At 56.6% G+C, this 13,554-nt stretch carries 13 protein-coding genes; 6 read left to right on the top strand and 7 right to left on the bottom strand.

Annotated elements, in window-relative coordinates; genetic code table 11:
• Positions 1–23: 23 nt before the first annotated feature.
• Positions 24–863 carry a serine O-acetyltransferase gene (gene cysE, locus PbB2_RS12490; protein WP_108985669.1) on the bottom strand — a complete coding sequence of 280 codons (840 nt, stop codon included), beginning with the start codon at positions 861–863 and terminating at the stop codon, positions 24–26.
• 2 nt (positions 864–865) lie between these two features.
• Entirely contained in the window at positions 866–1,477 is a 612-nt protein-coding gene (locus tag PbB2_RS12485) for an NUDIX domain-containing protein (protein WP_108985668.1), read from the bottom strand.
• A 62-nt stretch (positions 1,478–1,539) separates the two neighbouring features.
• On the opposite strand from PbB2_RS12485, the gene PbB2_RS12480 reads away from it, so the two are divergent.
• Entirely contained in the window at positions 1,540–2,178 is a 639-nt protein-coding gene (locus PbB2_RS12480; RefSeq protein WP_108985667.1) for a nitroreductase family protein, read from the top strand.
• Here PbB2_RS12480 and PbB2_RS12475 read toward each other — a convergent pair.
• Positions 2,163–6,434, bottom strand: coding sequence for a YhdP family protein (locus PbB2_RS12475; protein WP_192576325.1), 4,272 nt, complete (start codon positions 6,432–6,434; stop codon positions 2,163–2,165). The genes PbB2_RS12480 and PbB2_RS12475 overlap by 16 nt on opposite strands.
• On the opposite strand from PbB2_RS12475, the gene PbB2_RS12470 reads away from it, so the two are divergent.
• Together PbB2_RS12470 and PbB2_RS12465 are read left to right on the top strand one after the other, a co-directional pair.
• Positions 6,433–6,903: a peroxiredoxin gene (locus tag PbB2_RS12470; protein WP_108985784.1), complete on the top strand. Its 471-nt coding sequence runs from the start codon at positions 6,433–6,435 to the stop codon at positions 6,901–6,903. The genes PbB2_RS12475 and PbB2_RS12470 overlap by 2 nt on opposite strands.
• Before the next feature lie 98 nt (positions 6,904–7,001).
• Positions 7,002–7,655, top strand: coding sequence for a polymer-forming cytoskeletal protein (locus PbB2_RS12465; RefSeq protein WP_192576324.1), 654 nt, complete (start codon positions 7,002–7,004; stop codon positions 7,653–7,655).
• A 42-nt stretch (positions 7,656–7,697) separates the two neighbouring features.
• Here the strand turns inward: PbB2_RS12465 and PbB2_RS12460 are convergent, their stop codons facing one another.
• From PbB2_RS12460 to PbB2_RS12445, 4 genes are read right to left on the bottom strand one after another with little or no spacing between them, the layout of a single operon-like run.
• The gene (locus PbB2_RS12460) at positions 7,698–8,633 is read right to left on the bottom strand and encodes a hypothetical protein (RefSeq protein ID WP_108985664.1); all 936 of its coding nucleotides are present in this window, start codon (positions 8,631–8,633) and stop codon (positions 7,698–7,700) included.
• A 36-nt stretch (positions 8,634–8,669) separates the two neighbouring features.
• Entirely contained in the window at positions 8,670–9,707 is a 1,038-nt protein-coding gene (locus PbB2_RS12455) for an alpha/beta fold hydrolase (protein WP_192576323.1), read from the bottom strand.
• A complete protein-coding gene (locus PbB2_RS12450) occupies positions 9,694–9,996 on the bottom strand; it encodes a DUF3253 domain-containing protein (protein ID WP_108985662.1) in 303 nt (100 codons plus the stop codon). The genes PbB2_RS12455 and PbB2_RS12450 overlap by 14 nt, the downstream gene beginning before the upstream one ends.
• 4 nt (positions 9,997–10,000) lie before the next feature.
• Entirely contained in the window at positions 10,001–11,152 is a 1,152-nt protein-coding gene (locus PbB2_RS12445) for an acyl-CoA dehydrogenase family protein (protein ID WP_108985661.1), read from the bottom strand.
• 96 nt (positions 11,153–11,248) lie between these two features.
• Here PbB2_RS12445 and PbB2_RS12440 point away from each other — a divergent pair, with 96 nt between their 5' ends.
• From PbB2_RS12440 to PbB2_RS12430, 3 genes are all read left to right on the top strand, one after another.
• Positions 11,249–11,695 (top strand): PaaI family thioesterase, encoded by a 447-nt coding sequence (locus PbB2_RS12440; protein ID WP_108985660.1) that lies wholly within the window; start codon positions 11,249–11,251, stop codon positions 11,693–11,695.
• A 254-nt stretch (positions 11,696–11,949) separates the two neighbouring features.
• Complete coding sequence (locus PbB2_RS12435; protein WP_108985659.1) at positions 11,950–12,483, top strand: porin family protein; 534 nt, start codon at positions 11,950–11,952, stop codon at positions 12,481–12,483.
• A 504-nt stretch (positions 12,484–12,987) separates the two neighbouring features.
• The gene (locus PbB2_RS12430; RefSeq protein WP_192576322.1) at positions 12,988–13,497 is read left to right on the top strand and encodes a porin family protein; all 510 of its coding nucleotides are present in this window, start codon (positions 12,988–12,990) and stop codon (positions 13,495–13,497) included.
• Positions 13,498–13,554 lie beyond the last annotated feature (57 nt).

Raw genomic sequence — 13,554 nt, 5'->3', positions numbered from 1 at the left:
AGATCAGCGGCGTCCAGGGCCGATTACAGCCCTGGGTCGAAGGTGGCGACGTCAAACACCTGATCCATGCTTTCGGCCGGATTTTCACAGCAAGGCCCGCCAACGGGCCGAGCCGGAATACCTGCCACTGTGCAACCAGGCTTAACCTCATGGAGCACGACCGAGCCTGAAGCCACACGTGCGCCATCACCCACCTTGATATTGCCAAGGATTTTAGCGCCCGCACCGATCAGCACGCCAGCACCAATCTTGGGATGGCGGTCGCCGCCCTCCTTACCAGTCCCGCCCAAAGTGACATTGTGCAGCATGGAAACATTGTCACCGACCACGGCGGTTTCGCCAATGACAATGCCCGTGGCGTGATCCATAAAAATGCCTTCACCCAGACGCGCAGCTGGATGAATATCGACTTGGAACAATTCAGCCACGCGGCTTTGGAGGTGGAAGGCCATCATTTCCCGCCCGGTGGCCCACAGGTGATGGGCGACCCGATGCGCCTGCAAAGCGGCAAAGCCCTTGTAATAAAGGAAGGGTTGCAAATAGGTGCGGCAGGCAGGATCGCGCAGCTTGATTACGCGCACATCAGCTTGCGCACTGCGCACGATGCCAGGATCTGCCCTAAAAGCCTGCATGCAGACTTCACGCATTTGAAGCGCATTCATATCCGCCCCGCCCAGCTTTTGGGCAAGAATATAGGCCAGCGCATCATCAAAACTGGGGTGATTGAGGATGGAGGCGTTGAGCAAGCTGGCCAGCAAAGGTTCTTCTGCTGCAGCCGTGGCTGCTTCGATCCGCAAATGACTCCACACATTATTGAGACCCGATGCAATCCCGCCGACAAGTTCCAAGCTGATGCCTGCCATGATCAATCTCCCTCCGGCATGGCCAGCATGGCTTGGGAGAGCACCACTGGCAATTGGTTTGTGTGAACTAGATGGTAAGTCCGATAGACAGTTGCAACCGTTAAGGAGTCACGAATTTCTCCCGTCACAACCTCCTCCATCAGTTTTGAAAAATGAATTCGGCGCTGGCTCAAAATCTCAGTCCCCTCTGGCGCGGCCAATCCCTGTGATAAGCCATACGCGACAAAACATGTTGCGGTTTCATCACTCACAGAATTCGACAAGTCGAGGTCGAGCACCCGTATCAGATGAGCGGCCCTCAATCCGGTTTCTTCTTCCAATTCACGCCGCGCACCTGCCATCAAATCCTCGTCGTGGGGAACCCCGCCTTCGGGCATTTCCCAAGACCAAGCTGCCAAAGGCCTGCGGTACTGACCAACCAGCCAAACATAGCCCTGATCATCGATCGGCAACACACCAACAGCACGATTGGCAAAGCGTACAATGCCATAAATGCCGGGTTTGCCGTCAGGCCGCACCACATCCTGATGCTCCACTGTGATCCAAGCATTCTCATAAACGATGCGGCGGGCGGTAATCTGGAATGGATCCGCCTTGGTTTCTTCTACAGCCATGGTGCATGTTTCCTTCCACAAGGCGATGCAAACCTCGTCACTATCCTCTATGTCTGTTGGTCATGACAATTAGCCCTCGCACCCTCCCGCCTGCTCCACTTGAAAACGATACTGTGCCGACCCCCAAGCCAGATGCAGACTTTCTGGGGCGTCTGGCACTGCGCCGTTCAACCAAAGTCGCTCATCTGGAGGCACCGGGCCCAGACGCTGAAACGATCTCGGCCATCCTTCGGATCGGCGCGCGCGTGCCCGATCATGGCAAGCTGGGACCGTGGCGCTTCATCGTTCTTGAGGGAGATAACCGGGCCAATTTAGGCAGCGCGATGGCAAATCTGCTGCGGACTCGCGACGGGCTGAGCGATGAACAGCGTTTGGCCCAGGAAGAGGCGCGCTTTCTGCGTGCACCTGTTGTTATTGCCGTGGTTTCCTCCCCTGTGGACAGTCCAAAAGTCCCTGAGTGGGAGCAGGTTCTCTCAGCAGGTGCGGCCTGTTACAACCTCCTCCTTGCCGCTCAAGGATTTGGCTATGGCGGCTGCTGGCTCAGCGAATGGGTTTCGTACGACCGCGATGCGCTCGCAATTCTGGGGCTTTCGCCTCACGAAAAGCTTGCTGGTCTCATCTATCTGGGGACGACAAACGAGCCGTTGGTAGAGCGCCCGCGCCCGCAAGCAGAAAGCCGCGTCACTTATTGGCGAGGCTGAGGGGGCAGGCCTGGTCCCGGTTCAGCGCCCGGTGGCGGTAAGGTCGGGATCGATGCTGGTTTTAGCTTTGGTGGCGGCTCGAGTGGGGCTTCAGTCTCGAACAATCGACGCAAAAAGCCCGGCGCAAGTGCCGAAATCGGATTGGTGCGCAGCTTGGGATTTGCAAGATCACCTTTGGCCGAAAATGTTACGCCGACCAATCCCTCGTCCTGCCCGCCCCCCAGAAGGCCGCCAAACAAAGGCACGTCTCCCAGCGCACGGTTCAGGCCACCAGGTGTAACCACGCCGCGAATATCGAGCTTGCCATCGTCGAGATCAACATAGCCAGAGGCCTTTAATGTATAGGCACTGCCGTCCGCCTTTCCCTCACGCAGTGAGATAATCCCGCCTGTCAGCCGCATGGGCAGACGTACCTGATCAAAAATCACTGGGCTTTGGGGCAATTGCATGTAGCTAATGTCCTTGATGGCAACCATCAAGCGACCTTCTTGTGGCGTCATGTCCGTCGCGGGGCCCAACCCTGGCAATTCGCCTTCAATCGAGCCTGTTCCCCCGCGAAGTGGCGCGCCGGGATAGAGCAAACCTGCAAAGAACCCTGCATCGGAGAGCGTACCGGTGATGGTGCGTCGCCCGTCAACCTGGGGCACCATCATGACGTGCGTCGCACCGGTGAGCGATTGACCAGTCAAGGCCAACTCCCGCCAGCCCGCCGTATCCCGCAAGAGCCTGGCTTGCACCTGGTCCAGACCCGATGAGGGGCTGGTCTCTAGCCTTTGAATGGTGGCATCCAGCGACACCGGGCGCTTCAATAATTGGACGGTCCGTTCAGATACATCGCGCTTGACCAAAAACGGGCTGAGATTGAGATACGCGCCGTGAGCCGCCAGATGCAGACCTTCGGCATCATCACGAATTTCCAAAGCCAGATTAGCCGTTCGATCAATGGCAATATCGGTAAAATCAGCTGCCACGAGATCAAGCTGCTCAGACAATGCCAGACCGCCACGGACGCGTGCACCTTGGGCGTCAAAGCGGACATCATTGGCAAGCCAACCACCACCAGTCCGGGTCACAACACGCGCATTTGCCTGGCCGGCGCTGCCCTCAGGCTTGGCCCACAACCCCCCTGGCACCTTCATGATTGCCGAGGTTAGATCTGCATCAAGGTCGGCTTCGACAAATTGGGGGCCGCGTGCGCGCGCATCTATCCGCAATCGGACGGGGCCGGTGGCATAGGACGTGACGTCTACGCCAATCTGGTTGAGGCTGGCCAAATCGACCCTGCCGTCGGCTTTGACCTGGGTTCCAGTCTGTCCAGCTGAGCCTGGCTCTGATCGCCAGGTGAAATCAAATGGATTGCCAGCGAGCCAAGCCTGCCCCGTAACTTCAATTCGACCATCGTCAATTTTAAGCGCGACGGTGCCGTCATTGGCCTCCAGTCCGGCAAAGGCGTTTTGAAGGCTGGCCTGTTCAAATTGTCCCCGCGCTTGCACGCTGACTTGTTCAGGTCGCAGGCGGGCAGAAAGCGGGATGGCCAAGCGCAAATCTAGATTGCCTTCTCCATCAAGGCGCGTTGGATCAAACTGTGCTTTGGAGAGCAACTGAAGGGGTTCACGATCAGCTTCAGCCACCATGGTTGCAACCGAGCCCGATACTTTGGCCTCCACCTCAGCCAAGGTTTCGCGCGGCATGAACTTGGGGATGGCAAAACGGGAATTGGTTAAAGTCAGATCAGCGAGTTTGCCGTGATCGACTGCGACGGAGAAACTGCTGCCGGTCAGCTCTGCCCGACCAGAAAGCTCAGTCAAGGCAGTCATTTGGGGAAGATATTGTACGGTGGCATCGCGGACTGTGAAGTCCAGGTCGATCATATCATCGGGACCCGTTTCGCCCTTCATCAAGCCTTCTGGAACGCGCAGTACCAGCCGGTCGGTTTTGCCAATTCCTTCCTTAACCACATCTTCAATCGCATTTCGGACATCGGGCAAGAAAGCGCGCGGCCACGCGGCCATCAATGAATGCACATCAATCTCGCCATCAATGGCGGTGTCGACAAAGACTTTGGCTGACCCGCGCCGAGAAAGGCCTACTTCGACCTGGCCGACAGCATCGATACCGCGATGGTTGAGGTGAACATGCGACAGGCGAACACCCTTCGGCACCACATCGCCCGCAATATCCACTTGTGTGGCGACAAAAGGTCGGGCGAGCTGGGCGGGGTTGGTCAACGTGAGTTGTGGCGTTTTCAATGTCGCGCCAGTCAAGCCTTCGGGTCCAAGCCGGCCAGTCAAAGTAACCGACCCGGTTGCCAATGACACAATCGGATTCACAAAGGCAAAGCTGTCGGCTTCCAGTCTATTGATGAGCAAATTGGCGTCGGGTGTGCGCGTCAAGGAAAGTGCCATGGACGATCCGGCAAGACCCAGACCACGCACACCGGTTTGTGTGGTGCTTGCCGCCTGAATCTGGACCGCCATCTCACCGGCACCAAAGGCGTCAGTACCGCGCCAAGCTAAAGACAATCCGCGCGCACGGGTCTGTGGGATCGCCAGACCGCGACCTGCGAGATTCAAATTGGCCAGACTGGCTTGAGCCTCCCACGGACCCCCAGCGCCCGCCCGAACCAATGCAATGTCAACGCCCCCACCTGTGCCAAACCCACCGACCTTGTCAGACAGTGCTAACCCAGTTGATCGTGCAGTCATGCGGACCTGGCCACCAGCCAAGACAGAGGACAATTGATCGCCCTTCATGCGCCCGGCTGGCCCCGCCGCTACCAAGCCGACAGTCGCGTCCAAAAGTGTGATTGTGGTAGAATTGGCATGTGCGAGACCAAAGCCCTTGGCGGTCATGTCTGCCGAAACGATCCGCAAGTCATCCGACAAGATCAGCTTACCGCTGGCACCGCGCCCTTGAACCGACCCAGCCGCGGGAGATCGGGCAGCAAAGCTTTCTGCGGCAAACTCAATGCGGCGGCGTCCTGCACTGGCCGGGAAAAACTGCCCACTGACACCAGAAGCCTCGATGCGGTCACTTTTGATGTTCAGTCTGTCAAGCCGGATGATGCCAGTATCGCGCGCCCACGCGCCACTGCCTTCAACCAAATTAACACCGATGCCACCAGCACGACCCTGCCCCAATCGAAGATCTCCCATGATAGACATGGGGCTACCTTCCGGGGTCAAGCGCATCATGGCCCGGCCACTCAAAGGGCTTGTCCAGCTTGCCAATTCGCTCAAACGCTCCCCGCGCAAGCTTAATGGCAATTGGCTCAGCCGCATGCCTGCAACCTGAGTCACAAGCACAAGGCCCTGCCGGGGATCTGGCGGTGCAGCAATAGCGACATTCATGCTGCTTTGGGCGTTGCGGACTTGGCCCGAGGCCTGCAGCGTAACAATACCAGCATCATTACGGAACAGGCCCGCCCTGGCACGCTCCAACACCAGACGCTGACCACTGTCCGGGTCGATCAGTTGCAAACGGGCTTCGCGCAAGACAACTTGGGCGACCCGACCGGCTTGACCCGCAGGGTCAAGAGCCTGACGCGTGGCTTTCAGAATTCGGGCAAGGCCGCCTTCTGCCCCCTTAATGCGGGGCAAAGCCAGCACTTCTTCAGCTGACCCGAAGCCAAAGGCGGTCCGCCCTTCACGATCGACCACCAATACCGCTTCAACTCCGGCAAGACTGGCCTGTTTGACCACCGCTTTGCCAATTAGAAGCGAGGGGGCATCCAGTGTCAAATCAACCTGGCCCAAGCGCAGGGGAGAGGTACGCTGATCGGTGCGTGCGGTGATTTGGCTTGCCAGAACAACAAAGTCACGGGCTTCACGGTCCCAACCCAATCGCAGCGATCCGATCCGAGTTGTCCCACCAACCAGTCGGCTCAGCACATCTTCCACATAAGGCGTTGTGGCCGAAATCGAGATTGTCCCGATCGACAACCGCCAGGCCAAATAACTGGCAAACAGGCTGCTCAAGACGATGGCGACGGTGGCACTTTCCATCAAGAAGCGCGAATGGCGGGTGGCCTTCAAGGGTCGCTTGGTCCGCTTGCGGCCCGAGACCCCACTCATCGGCTCTTCGACAGCCTTGGTTTTGGCGCGATGCCGCTTACCACGCGGCTGCTTAGAGCTTGCTGCGCCAGGATTTACGCTCTGCCCTTCAGGTGGCCCCTCAGCAGCTTGCAAGCCGTCGGGCGCAGGCCTATCTGCCTTCCCAAAGCGCTTCAAGCGAGAACGGATCGGATTAAGCACCATGAGCGAGTTAGCTATCGGCCAAATGGCCCCTGATTTTGACATGCCGATTGCCGGCGGATCAAGCGTGACCTTGTCTGGTTTGAAAGGAAAGAGTGTTGTCCTGTATTTTTACCCAAAAGACGACACCTCAGGCTGCACCAGCCAAGCCATTGCGTTCAGCCAAGACATTGAAACCTTTAGGTCCCTGTCATGCGAGGTCATCGGTGTCTCCAAGGATAAGGTCGCAAGCCACGACAAATTTAGGGCAAAATATGATCTTAGCGTGACCTTGGCATCCGATTTTGGCACCAATGTGTGCGAAACCTACGGCGTGTGGGTCGAGAAGAGCATGTATGGGCGGAAATATTTCGGCATTGAACGTACAACCTTCCTGATCGATAAAAATGGACAGATTGCGAACATCTGGCGGAAAGTAAAAATCCCCGGTCATGCTGAAGCAGTGATGAAGGCTGTGAAAGAATTGGGGTAATACCCGTCGGAATGCACCCCAAACAGGATTTTGGGTGTTGCGCCCGCCAGTCTGTTCGGCAAGAAGAACCAGTGATCTCCTATCAAGGGAATAAAGCCATGGCCTTTTGGAATTCCAAACCCAAAGACACCTTTGTGGATGCGCAACCTTTCGCAAGCCCTGCCCCGCGCAATGAGCCCCCAGCCATTGCCGTCGTTGCACCAACCCCGAAGCCTGCCGCCTCTGTTGTGGCTGCAGGCGCTGTGGTCAGTGGATCAATGTCATCGCCCGGCGACATTCATATCGAAGGCATCGTGATTGGCGATGTGCGCTGTGACACATTGATTGTGGGCAAGAATGGTGAAGTCAAAGGCAATGTCATCAGCGAGATCGCGACCGTGCGAGGCAAAGTGTCCGGCGATGTTCGGGCGCGCATGATCCAGTTGGCGACCACCGGCTCGATCGATGGTGACTTGACCCATGCCATCTTGATCATTGAAGAGGGCGGCCAGTTTGAGGGCCGCTCCAAGCGGTCGGCCGATCCTCTTGCTGGCCCCTCAATCGAGGCTGCCAACCTTGAGGCCAAAACTCAAAGCGACAAGCCCGCCAAGAAAGGCAAGATCTCGGCCACTAAAGCAACCCCTGCATCCAAGGATGAGGCGACGCCGACAACCATCGCCAAGCCTGCAGAGGTAAGTCCAGATGCCGCTAAAGAAACACCAAGTTCCAGCCTTGCTGATGCGCTGGGCGATGCTTTTGCGGTGAATGCCTAAGGGAAAAAGCCTTGCGGTGAAACTCAAGGCTGCCCGAGCGGCTTATGGTGCAGCGACAACAATTGCGCGAGCAGTCAACTGACCAGCTCGGACAGCGGCGGCGCGGGCTTTCCACGTCAAGATTGAATGCAAGGCAAGGGTCGCAGCAGGCTGTCCGCCGGACTTGATCAACGCAGCTTGGCGCTTGTCAAACTCTTTGCCGACCGCCGCCCAAGACGAGGTGATCGCGGCAAGGAAGTTAAGGTCACATTCTGTATTGGAAACCCAGGTCAATCCCGCCGCCTCGGTGGCCGATTTGAAGACCTCCAAAGAGCTAAAGCTGCGATTTTCAATCCCTTTGGCCAGCTCCGGGACTTGGGTTTCATCCTTGGCGAAGAGGTCAAACCAAACAGCTTGACCGCCCGGTTTCAATAGACGCAACATGGAAAAAGCGCCCCGCTCCGCTTTATCCGCGCCGCCGCCCTGATACAGCAACATTGCAAGATCTGCTTGGCGTTCGGCAAGGCTGGCCAATTGGCCAGTGTGGGGCTTTGCCGTATAATTTTTGCGTTGCTTGCTCTTTTTGACTGTTTTTGCCGCCAATGTACGTGTTGCTGGCTCAGCCTCATAGACAGTCAATTTGACGCCAAATTGTTCCATCAAGGTGGTGCTAATGAGGCCAGCTCCGGCCCCGATCACAGCCATGTGCAAGTCTTTTTTAGCCCCGACCGCACTACCTAATTGAGTCACCAGATCAAGCGAGGTGGGGAAAGTACAGCCAGACCCCCAGATGATATTGCTGGCGGCGATATAAATTTTGCGATGTTTGGCATCAAGCCGGCCTGGCGCATTTTGGGCCTCGACGTCGGCCTTGATCAGCTCAAGATCAGGAACAGGCTCGCCGTCCCACCACGCCTGAAAGCGTGCGCGGTTTTGGGCCAAAGTCACTGGATCGAACTTCAGCAGGCCTGGTAAGGGCAGAGCGATCTTCAAAGCCATGCGAGAATGCTTACCAAAACAGCCTTAACGAGTTCCTTACTGGCCGATTACCCAAATGGGCTTATGACCAGACGGGGGCGGCGCATTGGGGTCGTGGATGAAGCTTGCCACATCAGCCCAAACGTTTTCAGCCTGCCGATCGCGCGTTAACATGTGATAGCCGTCTGGATAATCGATGCTGCGGACATGGGCTGGCCAACGGGCTGCGAAGGCCAAAAGGGCCGGACGTGGGATGATCTGGTCTTTGGCCCCGCTCAGTACCAAGGTGGCGGGTGGCAGATTAGCCGCACTTTTGGATGCAGTCTCCATCAGACCAACCAGACCATAGACGGCATCTAACCGTGTTGAGAAAATCATATTGGGATCGCGCCCAAGGCGGCGCAGCATCTCAATATTGTCTGATGCCATGATGGTGCGGGTGACCGCACGCGGTGGGTCCAAGGGCTTGCGGGATATCGGCAAATGCGCAGTCGTCCATAAGGAGATCCGGTAAGACAAGGGCAATGTCGACCACCCCCAAACGGCGGGGGCGTTGAGAATAATGCGGTCGGCCTGGATCTTGGGGTTGGCCGAAAGTCCAGCCAGAATGGTTGCTGCCCCCATGCTTTCGCCAACGAGGGCAATTGGGAGGCCCGGATGGCGCGCGCGCGCAGCCGCAAGCGCTGCGCGCAGGTCTGCGACCATCAAATCTTGGCCGCCCCACACCCCACGTTGGGGCGAGCGACCAAATCCACGTGCATCATAGGCATAGGTGGTGATGCCGCGTGCAGCCCAATAAGGAGCCGCCATGTCAAACGCGCGGGCATAATCATTCATGCCATGCAGTGCGATAACAATGGCACGCGGTGGTCCTGATTGGCTTTCCCATGTGGTTAGCCCGAGGCCGGTACCATCAAAACTGATAAAGCGATCAGCCAAAAGGCTTGGGCCGACAAATCCGGGCGTTGGTAATTGAGCGTGCTGTCGCAATGGCGTGCAGGCAGCAAGCCCTGCCATAGCGAGGGCAAGTGCCCCCAAAAGTCGCGCGGCTCTCATAAAGCCAGCCAAGGAGACACTCAGACTAGCGTTCACCATCGTCTGCGTCAGGCTCCGCACCCTGGATGTCCGGCATCGCCACGGGCTTTCCAAGGCGATACACGCCTTTGAAGCCATTGGGATCAATTGGCTTACCTTTGCGATAAATGCTGATTTGGCCCGTACGTGCCAAATGAATGGCGGCTTGGCGAACCGCCGGTAAACACCGTCGCCACCCATCAGGTTGATCACCTTGATAGACGGCACGGGCCACTTGGGTAGGATCGATGGTGCGACCCTTGTGTGAAGTATCGATCAAGGCCAGTATGGCTGCTTCTTCCGCACTCATCGCATCAGGCCTTGGCTGCTTTCATCATCTCTCGGGCGATGACGATTTGCTGAATCTGGCTGGTCCCTTCATAAATGCGGAAAATCCGCACGTCGCGATAAAACCGCTCAATGCCATAGTCAGCGACATAGCCCGCGCCACCAAAAATCTGCACCGCCCTGTCTGCGACCCGGCCGACCATTTCAGAGGCATAATATTTGGCTGCAGCAGCTTCGAGCGTGATGGACTGGCCCCGGTCGCGCAGACGGGCGGCATCGAGCACCATGGCCTTGGCCGCATAGGCTTCGGTCTTGCTGTCTGCCAACATGGCTTGGATCAATTGATGCTCCCCAATCGGTTTGCCAAATTGCTGACGCTCCATCGCATAGGCAAGACTGTCGGCAATGAGCCGTTCGGCAACCCCCACGCAGACTGAGGCGATGTGCAACCGGCCCCGGTCGAGCACTTGCATCGCAACTTTGAAGCCTTCGCCCTCCTCACCCAGCCGGTTTTCGACCGGGACTTTCACCGCGTCAAAATAGACTTCGCAGATATGAGCACCCTGCTGGCCCATCTTCTTTTCGGGCTTGCCAATGGTCAGGCCAGGACTATCGCGTTCGACCAGAAACGCGCTGACCCCGCGTGCACCTTTTTGATCGGGATTGGTGCGGGCCATCACAGTGAAGAGGCCGGCCTTATTGGCATTGGTGATGTAGCGCTTGGCACCAGTGAGGATGTAATAATCGCCATCACGGCGCGCACTGGTCTGTACCGCTGCAGAATCCGAGCCTGCTTCGGCCTCTGTGAGGCAAAAGCTGGTCACAATCTCGCCCGAGGCAATGCCGGGCAGATATTTCTGCTTTTGGGCTTGGGTACCAAACATCACCAGACCCTGGGCACCGATCCCGACATTGGTACCAAAGCACGAGCGGAAGGCCGGGCTGGTACGACCCAGTTCGAACGCCACGCGGCACTCTGCCTCCATGGACAGCTCCAAGCCACCATATTCGGCCGGAATGGTCAGCCCATAAAGGCCCAACTCCTTCATCTGCGTGACAATCGCCTCTGGTACGGCGTCATCTTCGGCAACTTGGGCCTCGATCGGGCGCAGCTTTTCAGCCACAAAACGCGCGACTAAGCTAACCAGCTCGTCGGTGGTATCAGAATCATAGGCCATGAGCACCTCCACAGTCGGGCATTCTTGTTTTCTTCGCGCAGCACTTTAAGACCCAACCGACCCGATTGACGAGCCCCAACAGAAGGCCTGTTGCATATGAGTGAGAATACCCCGTCCAAACCTCAATTGGTGAGCGAAGGTCCGTTTGCTGGCTGGTCAACTTGGGGCAATGGCTCAGACCCTTTTGAGACATTGACGGGCCCTTTTTATATGAAGGCGCTGGATCAAGGCGGATATGTCTGCGCCTTTATGCCAGAGGCACAACATTGCAATGGCATGGGCAATATTCACGGCGGATGCCTGATGACTTTTGCCGACTTCGCCCTGTTTGCCCATGCCCATGATCATTTGGTCGGTGGGCCGTGCGTCACCATGCAGTTTGAGAGCCAATTTGTGGGGGGCGCAAAGCCCGGCACCCTGATCGAATCGCGCGGTGATATCGTGCGGGTTACCCGCACCATGCTGTTCATCCGTGGCTTGATGAGCCAAGAAGACAAACCGATCCTCGCCTATTCGGCCATCCTTAAACGTATTGGACAATAGCAATTTACCCAAAAGTTACAAAATTGCCCAATATCTGCCGCAATCTGTAACTTATTGATCACACTCGGATTCAATTGACCGAACATGACGGTTTGGTAACTTGAAGATGGATATCTCACAAATTTAATCACAAGATGTCTGAAGGCAAATCCAATGCAGGGGATCCTCGTTGGTCGCCTTGGGACACGGATTGGCAGCAATTGGCTCAAGAGCAATGCCAAGGTGCTGTTACTCAATAATGAAGGAATGAGATTATGCGAATTCTTACTCTGAGTGTTTTGGCGGTGGCTACCCTGGCCGCTGCACCCAGCTTCGCTCAAGACAGCAATGGCGGGAATACATATGTCACGCTGGGCTATAGTCAGTTCCAATTTGCCCGTAATGCAGCTGCGGGGACCCCTGAAGTCGAACTTGGGACCATCACAGGCCGGATCGGCTATCAGTTTAACCCCAACTTCGCCATTGAAGGTGAAGGCGGCTTTGGTGTGAATGACGACAAGGTTTTGGGCGTGACCGTGAAGGGTCGCGGGACGTTAGGAGCCTATGTTGTCGGCATCGTGCCTGTGGGTGAGAAATTCTCGCTTCTTGGCCGTGCTGGCTACCAACAAGCTTGGGTAGAAGCAAAACTGGGCTCCATCAAAGTCAAAGACGATGATGGGTCGTTTGCGATCGGCGTGGGTGCGCAATATATGTTTGACGATGCCAACGGCGTGCGCGCAGACTACACACGCTATACCGAAAATGACGGCACCGATGGTTTTGCCATCAGCTATGTGCGTAAGTTCTAAGTCTTTCAGGCCTCAATTAGGGCCGCAAAAGCCTCCCCTTCATGGGGAGGCTTTTTGTTTGCATCAGCCCAGGCCATGACAGTGCGGCTTTGGGTTGGACAAATCGGGCAGTAACGGCGTTCAATATTACCCAAAATCGCATGGATAAGATAACCAGTACTGCATTTTTGCATGTTTGAATTGACACAATCTGGTGGCAATTACGGCATGATTGCGGCCATTTAGGTATGGGTTCACCTGCCATTCATCTGAACGCCCAGCTTCTGCCGTAATCTGTATCTTCTTGATCACACTGCGAATTTGGGTACCCAACATGACAAAATGGTCACTTGGCAAAACGGGGCGCGCGTCCCTACCTTGTGTGTGTCGAAGGGCTCTCCTCCCCAATTTGGCAACCGCAAAGATCGGTGCCGCACGTCAGAGGGTTCTTCGGTCAAGACGGGGATCGTCCTGCGGCCACTGGGGCCAAAAGGTGCGCTCTCCCTAACCATAAGGAAGAAGAACATGCGTATTTTCGCTCTTGCAGTTTTGGCCGCTACCGCATTTGCCGCAGCCCCCGCTCTTGCCCAAGACAGCGCAGCTGGCCAGGTTTATGTCAATGGTGGTTACAACCACTTCCAGGTTGGCAAGTCCGACACGGGCACATTGAATGGCCGCATCGGCTATCAGATCAGCCCGAACTTCGCGGTTGAAGGCGAAGGCGGCTTTGGTATCAATGACGATAAGGTCAATAATGTTACCATCAAAACCCGTGGCAGCCTTGGTGGCTTTGCCGTGGCCAGCGCACCTGTTGGAGAACGTTTGAGCCTGATGGGCCGGGCCGGTTATGTCCATCGCTGGACCGAAGCCAAGGCCGGCAGCGTGAAGACCAAGGATGATGATGGCTCGTTCGCCGTCGGTGTTGGTGGTCAATATATGTTTGACGACGCCAATGGCATCCGGGTTGACTATACTCGCTACACCGAAGGCAAGGGCAGCGATGGCTTTGCCGCCAGCTATGTTCGCAAATTCTAAAGCCAGTCGGCTTTAGGCCAAATCATAAAGGCCTCCCCGGTTCGCCGGGGAGGCTTT

It is taken from the genome of Candidatus Phycosocius bacilliformis, from assembly GCF_003112735.1.
Taxonomy (GTDB): domain Bacteria; phylum Pseudomonadota; class Alphaproteobacteria; order Caulobacterales; family Aquidulcibacteraceae; genus Aquidulcibacter; species Aquidulcibacter bacilliformis.
Note: the sequence above shows the minus strand (reverse complement) of the source record. Positions and strands in the feature narration are given on the sequence as shown.

What these genes read in the sequence shown, in the direction of transcription:
- cysE (WP_108985669.1), bottom strand. Translation starts at nt 863, where the DNA reads ATGGCAGGCATCAGCTTGGAACTTGTCGGCGGGATTGCATCGGGTCTC.
- PbB2_RS12485 (WP_108985668.1), bottom strand. Translation starts at nt 1,477, where the DNA reads ATGGCTGTAGAAGAAACCAAGGCGGATCCATTCCAGATTACCGCCCGC.
- PbB2_RS12480 (WP_108985667.1), top strand. Translation starts at nt 1,540, where the DNA reads ATGACAATTAGCCCTCGCACCCTCCCGCCTGCTCCACTTGAAAACGAT.
- PbB2_RS12470 (WP_108985784.1), top strand. Translation starts at nt 6,433, where the DNA reads ATGAGCGAGTTAGCTATCGGCCAAATGGCCCCTGATTTTGACATGCCG.
- PbB2_RS12475 (WP_192576325.1), bottom strand. Translation starts at nt 6,434, where the DNA reads ATGGTGCTTAATCCGATCCGTTCTCGCTTGAAGCGCTTTGGGAAGGCA.
- PbB2_RS12465 (WP_192576324.1), top strand. Translation starts at nt 7,002, where the DNA reads ATGGCCTTTTGGAATTCCAAACCCAAAGACACCTTTGTGGATGCGCAA.
- PbB2_RS12460 (WP_108985664.1), bottom strand. Translation starts at nt 8,633, where the DNA reads ATGGCTTTGAAGATCGCTCTGCCCTTACCAGGCCTGCTGAAGTTCGAT.
- PbB2_RS12455 (WP_192576323.1), bottom strand. Translation starts at nt 9,707, where the DNA reads ATGGTGAACGCTAGTCTGAGTGTCTCCTTGGCTGGCTTTATGAGAGCC.
- PbB2_RS12450 (WP_108985662.1), bottom strand. Translation starts at nt 9,996, where the DNA reads ATGAGTGCGGAAGAAGCAGCCATACTGGCCTTGATCGATACTTCACAC.
- PbB2_RS12445 (WP_108985661.1), bottom strand. Translation starts at nt 11,152, where the DNA reads ATGGCCTATGATTCTGATACCACCGACGAGCTGGTTAGCTTAGTCGCG.
- PbB2_RS12440 (WP_108985660.1), top strand. Translation starts at nt 11,249, where the DNA reads ATGAGTGAGAATACCCCGTCCAAACCTCAATTGGTGAGCGAAGGTCCG.
- PbB2_RS12435 (WP_108985659.1), top strand. Translation starts at nt 11,950, where the DNA reads ATGCGAATTCTTACTCTGAGTGTTTTGGCGGTGGCTACCCTGGCCGCT.
- PbB2_RS12430 (WP_192576322.1), top strand. Translation starts at nt 12,988, where the DNA reads ATGCGTATTTTCGCTCTTGCAGTTTTGGCCGCTACCGCATTTGCCGCA.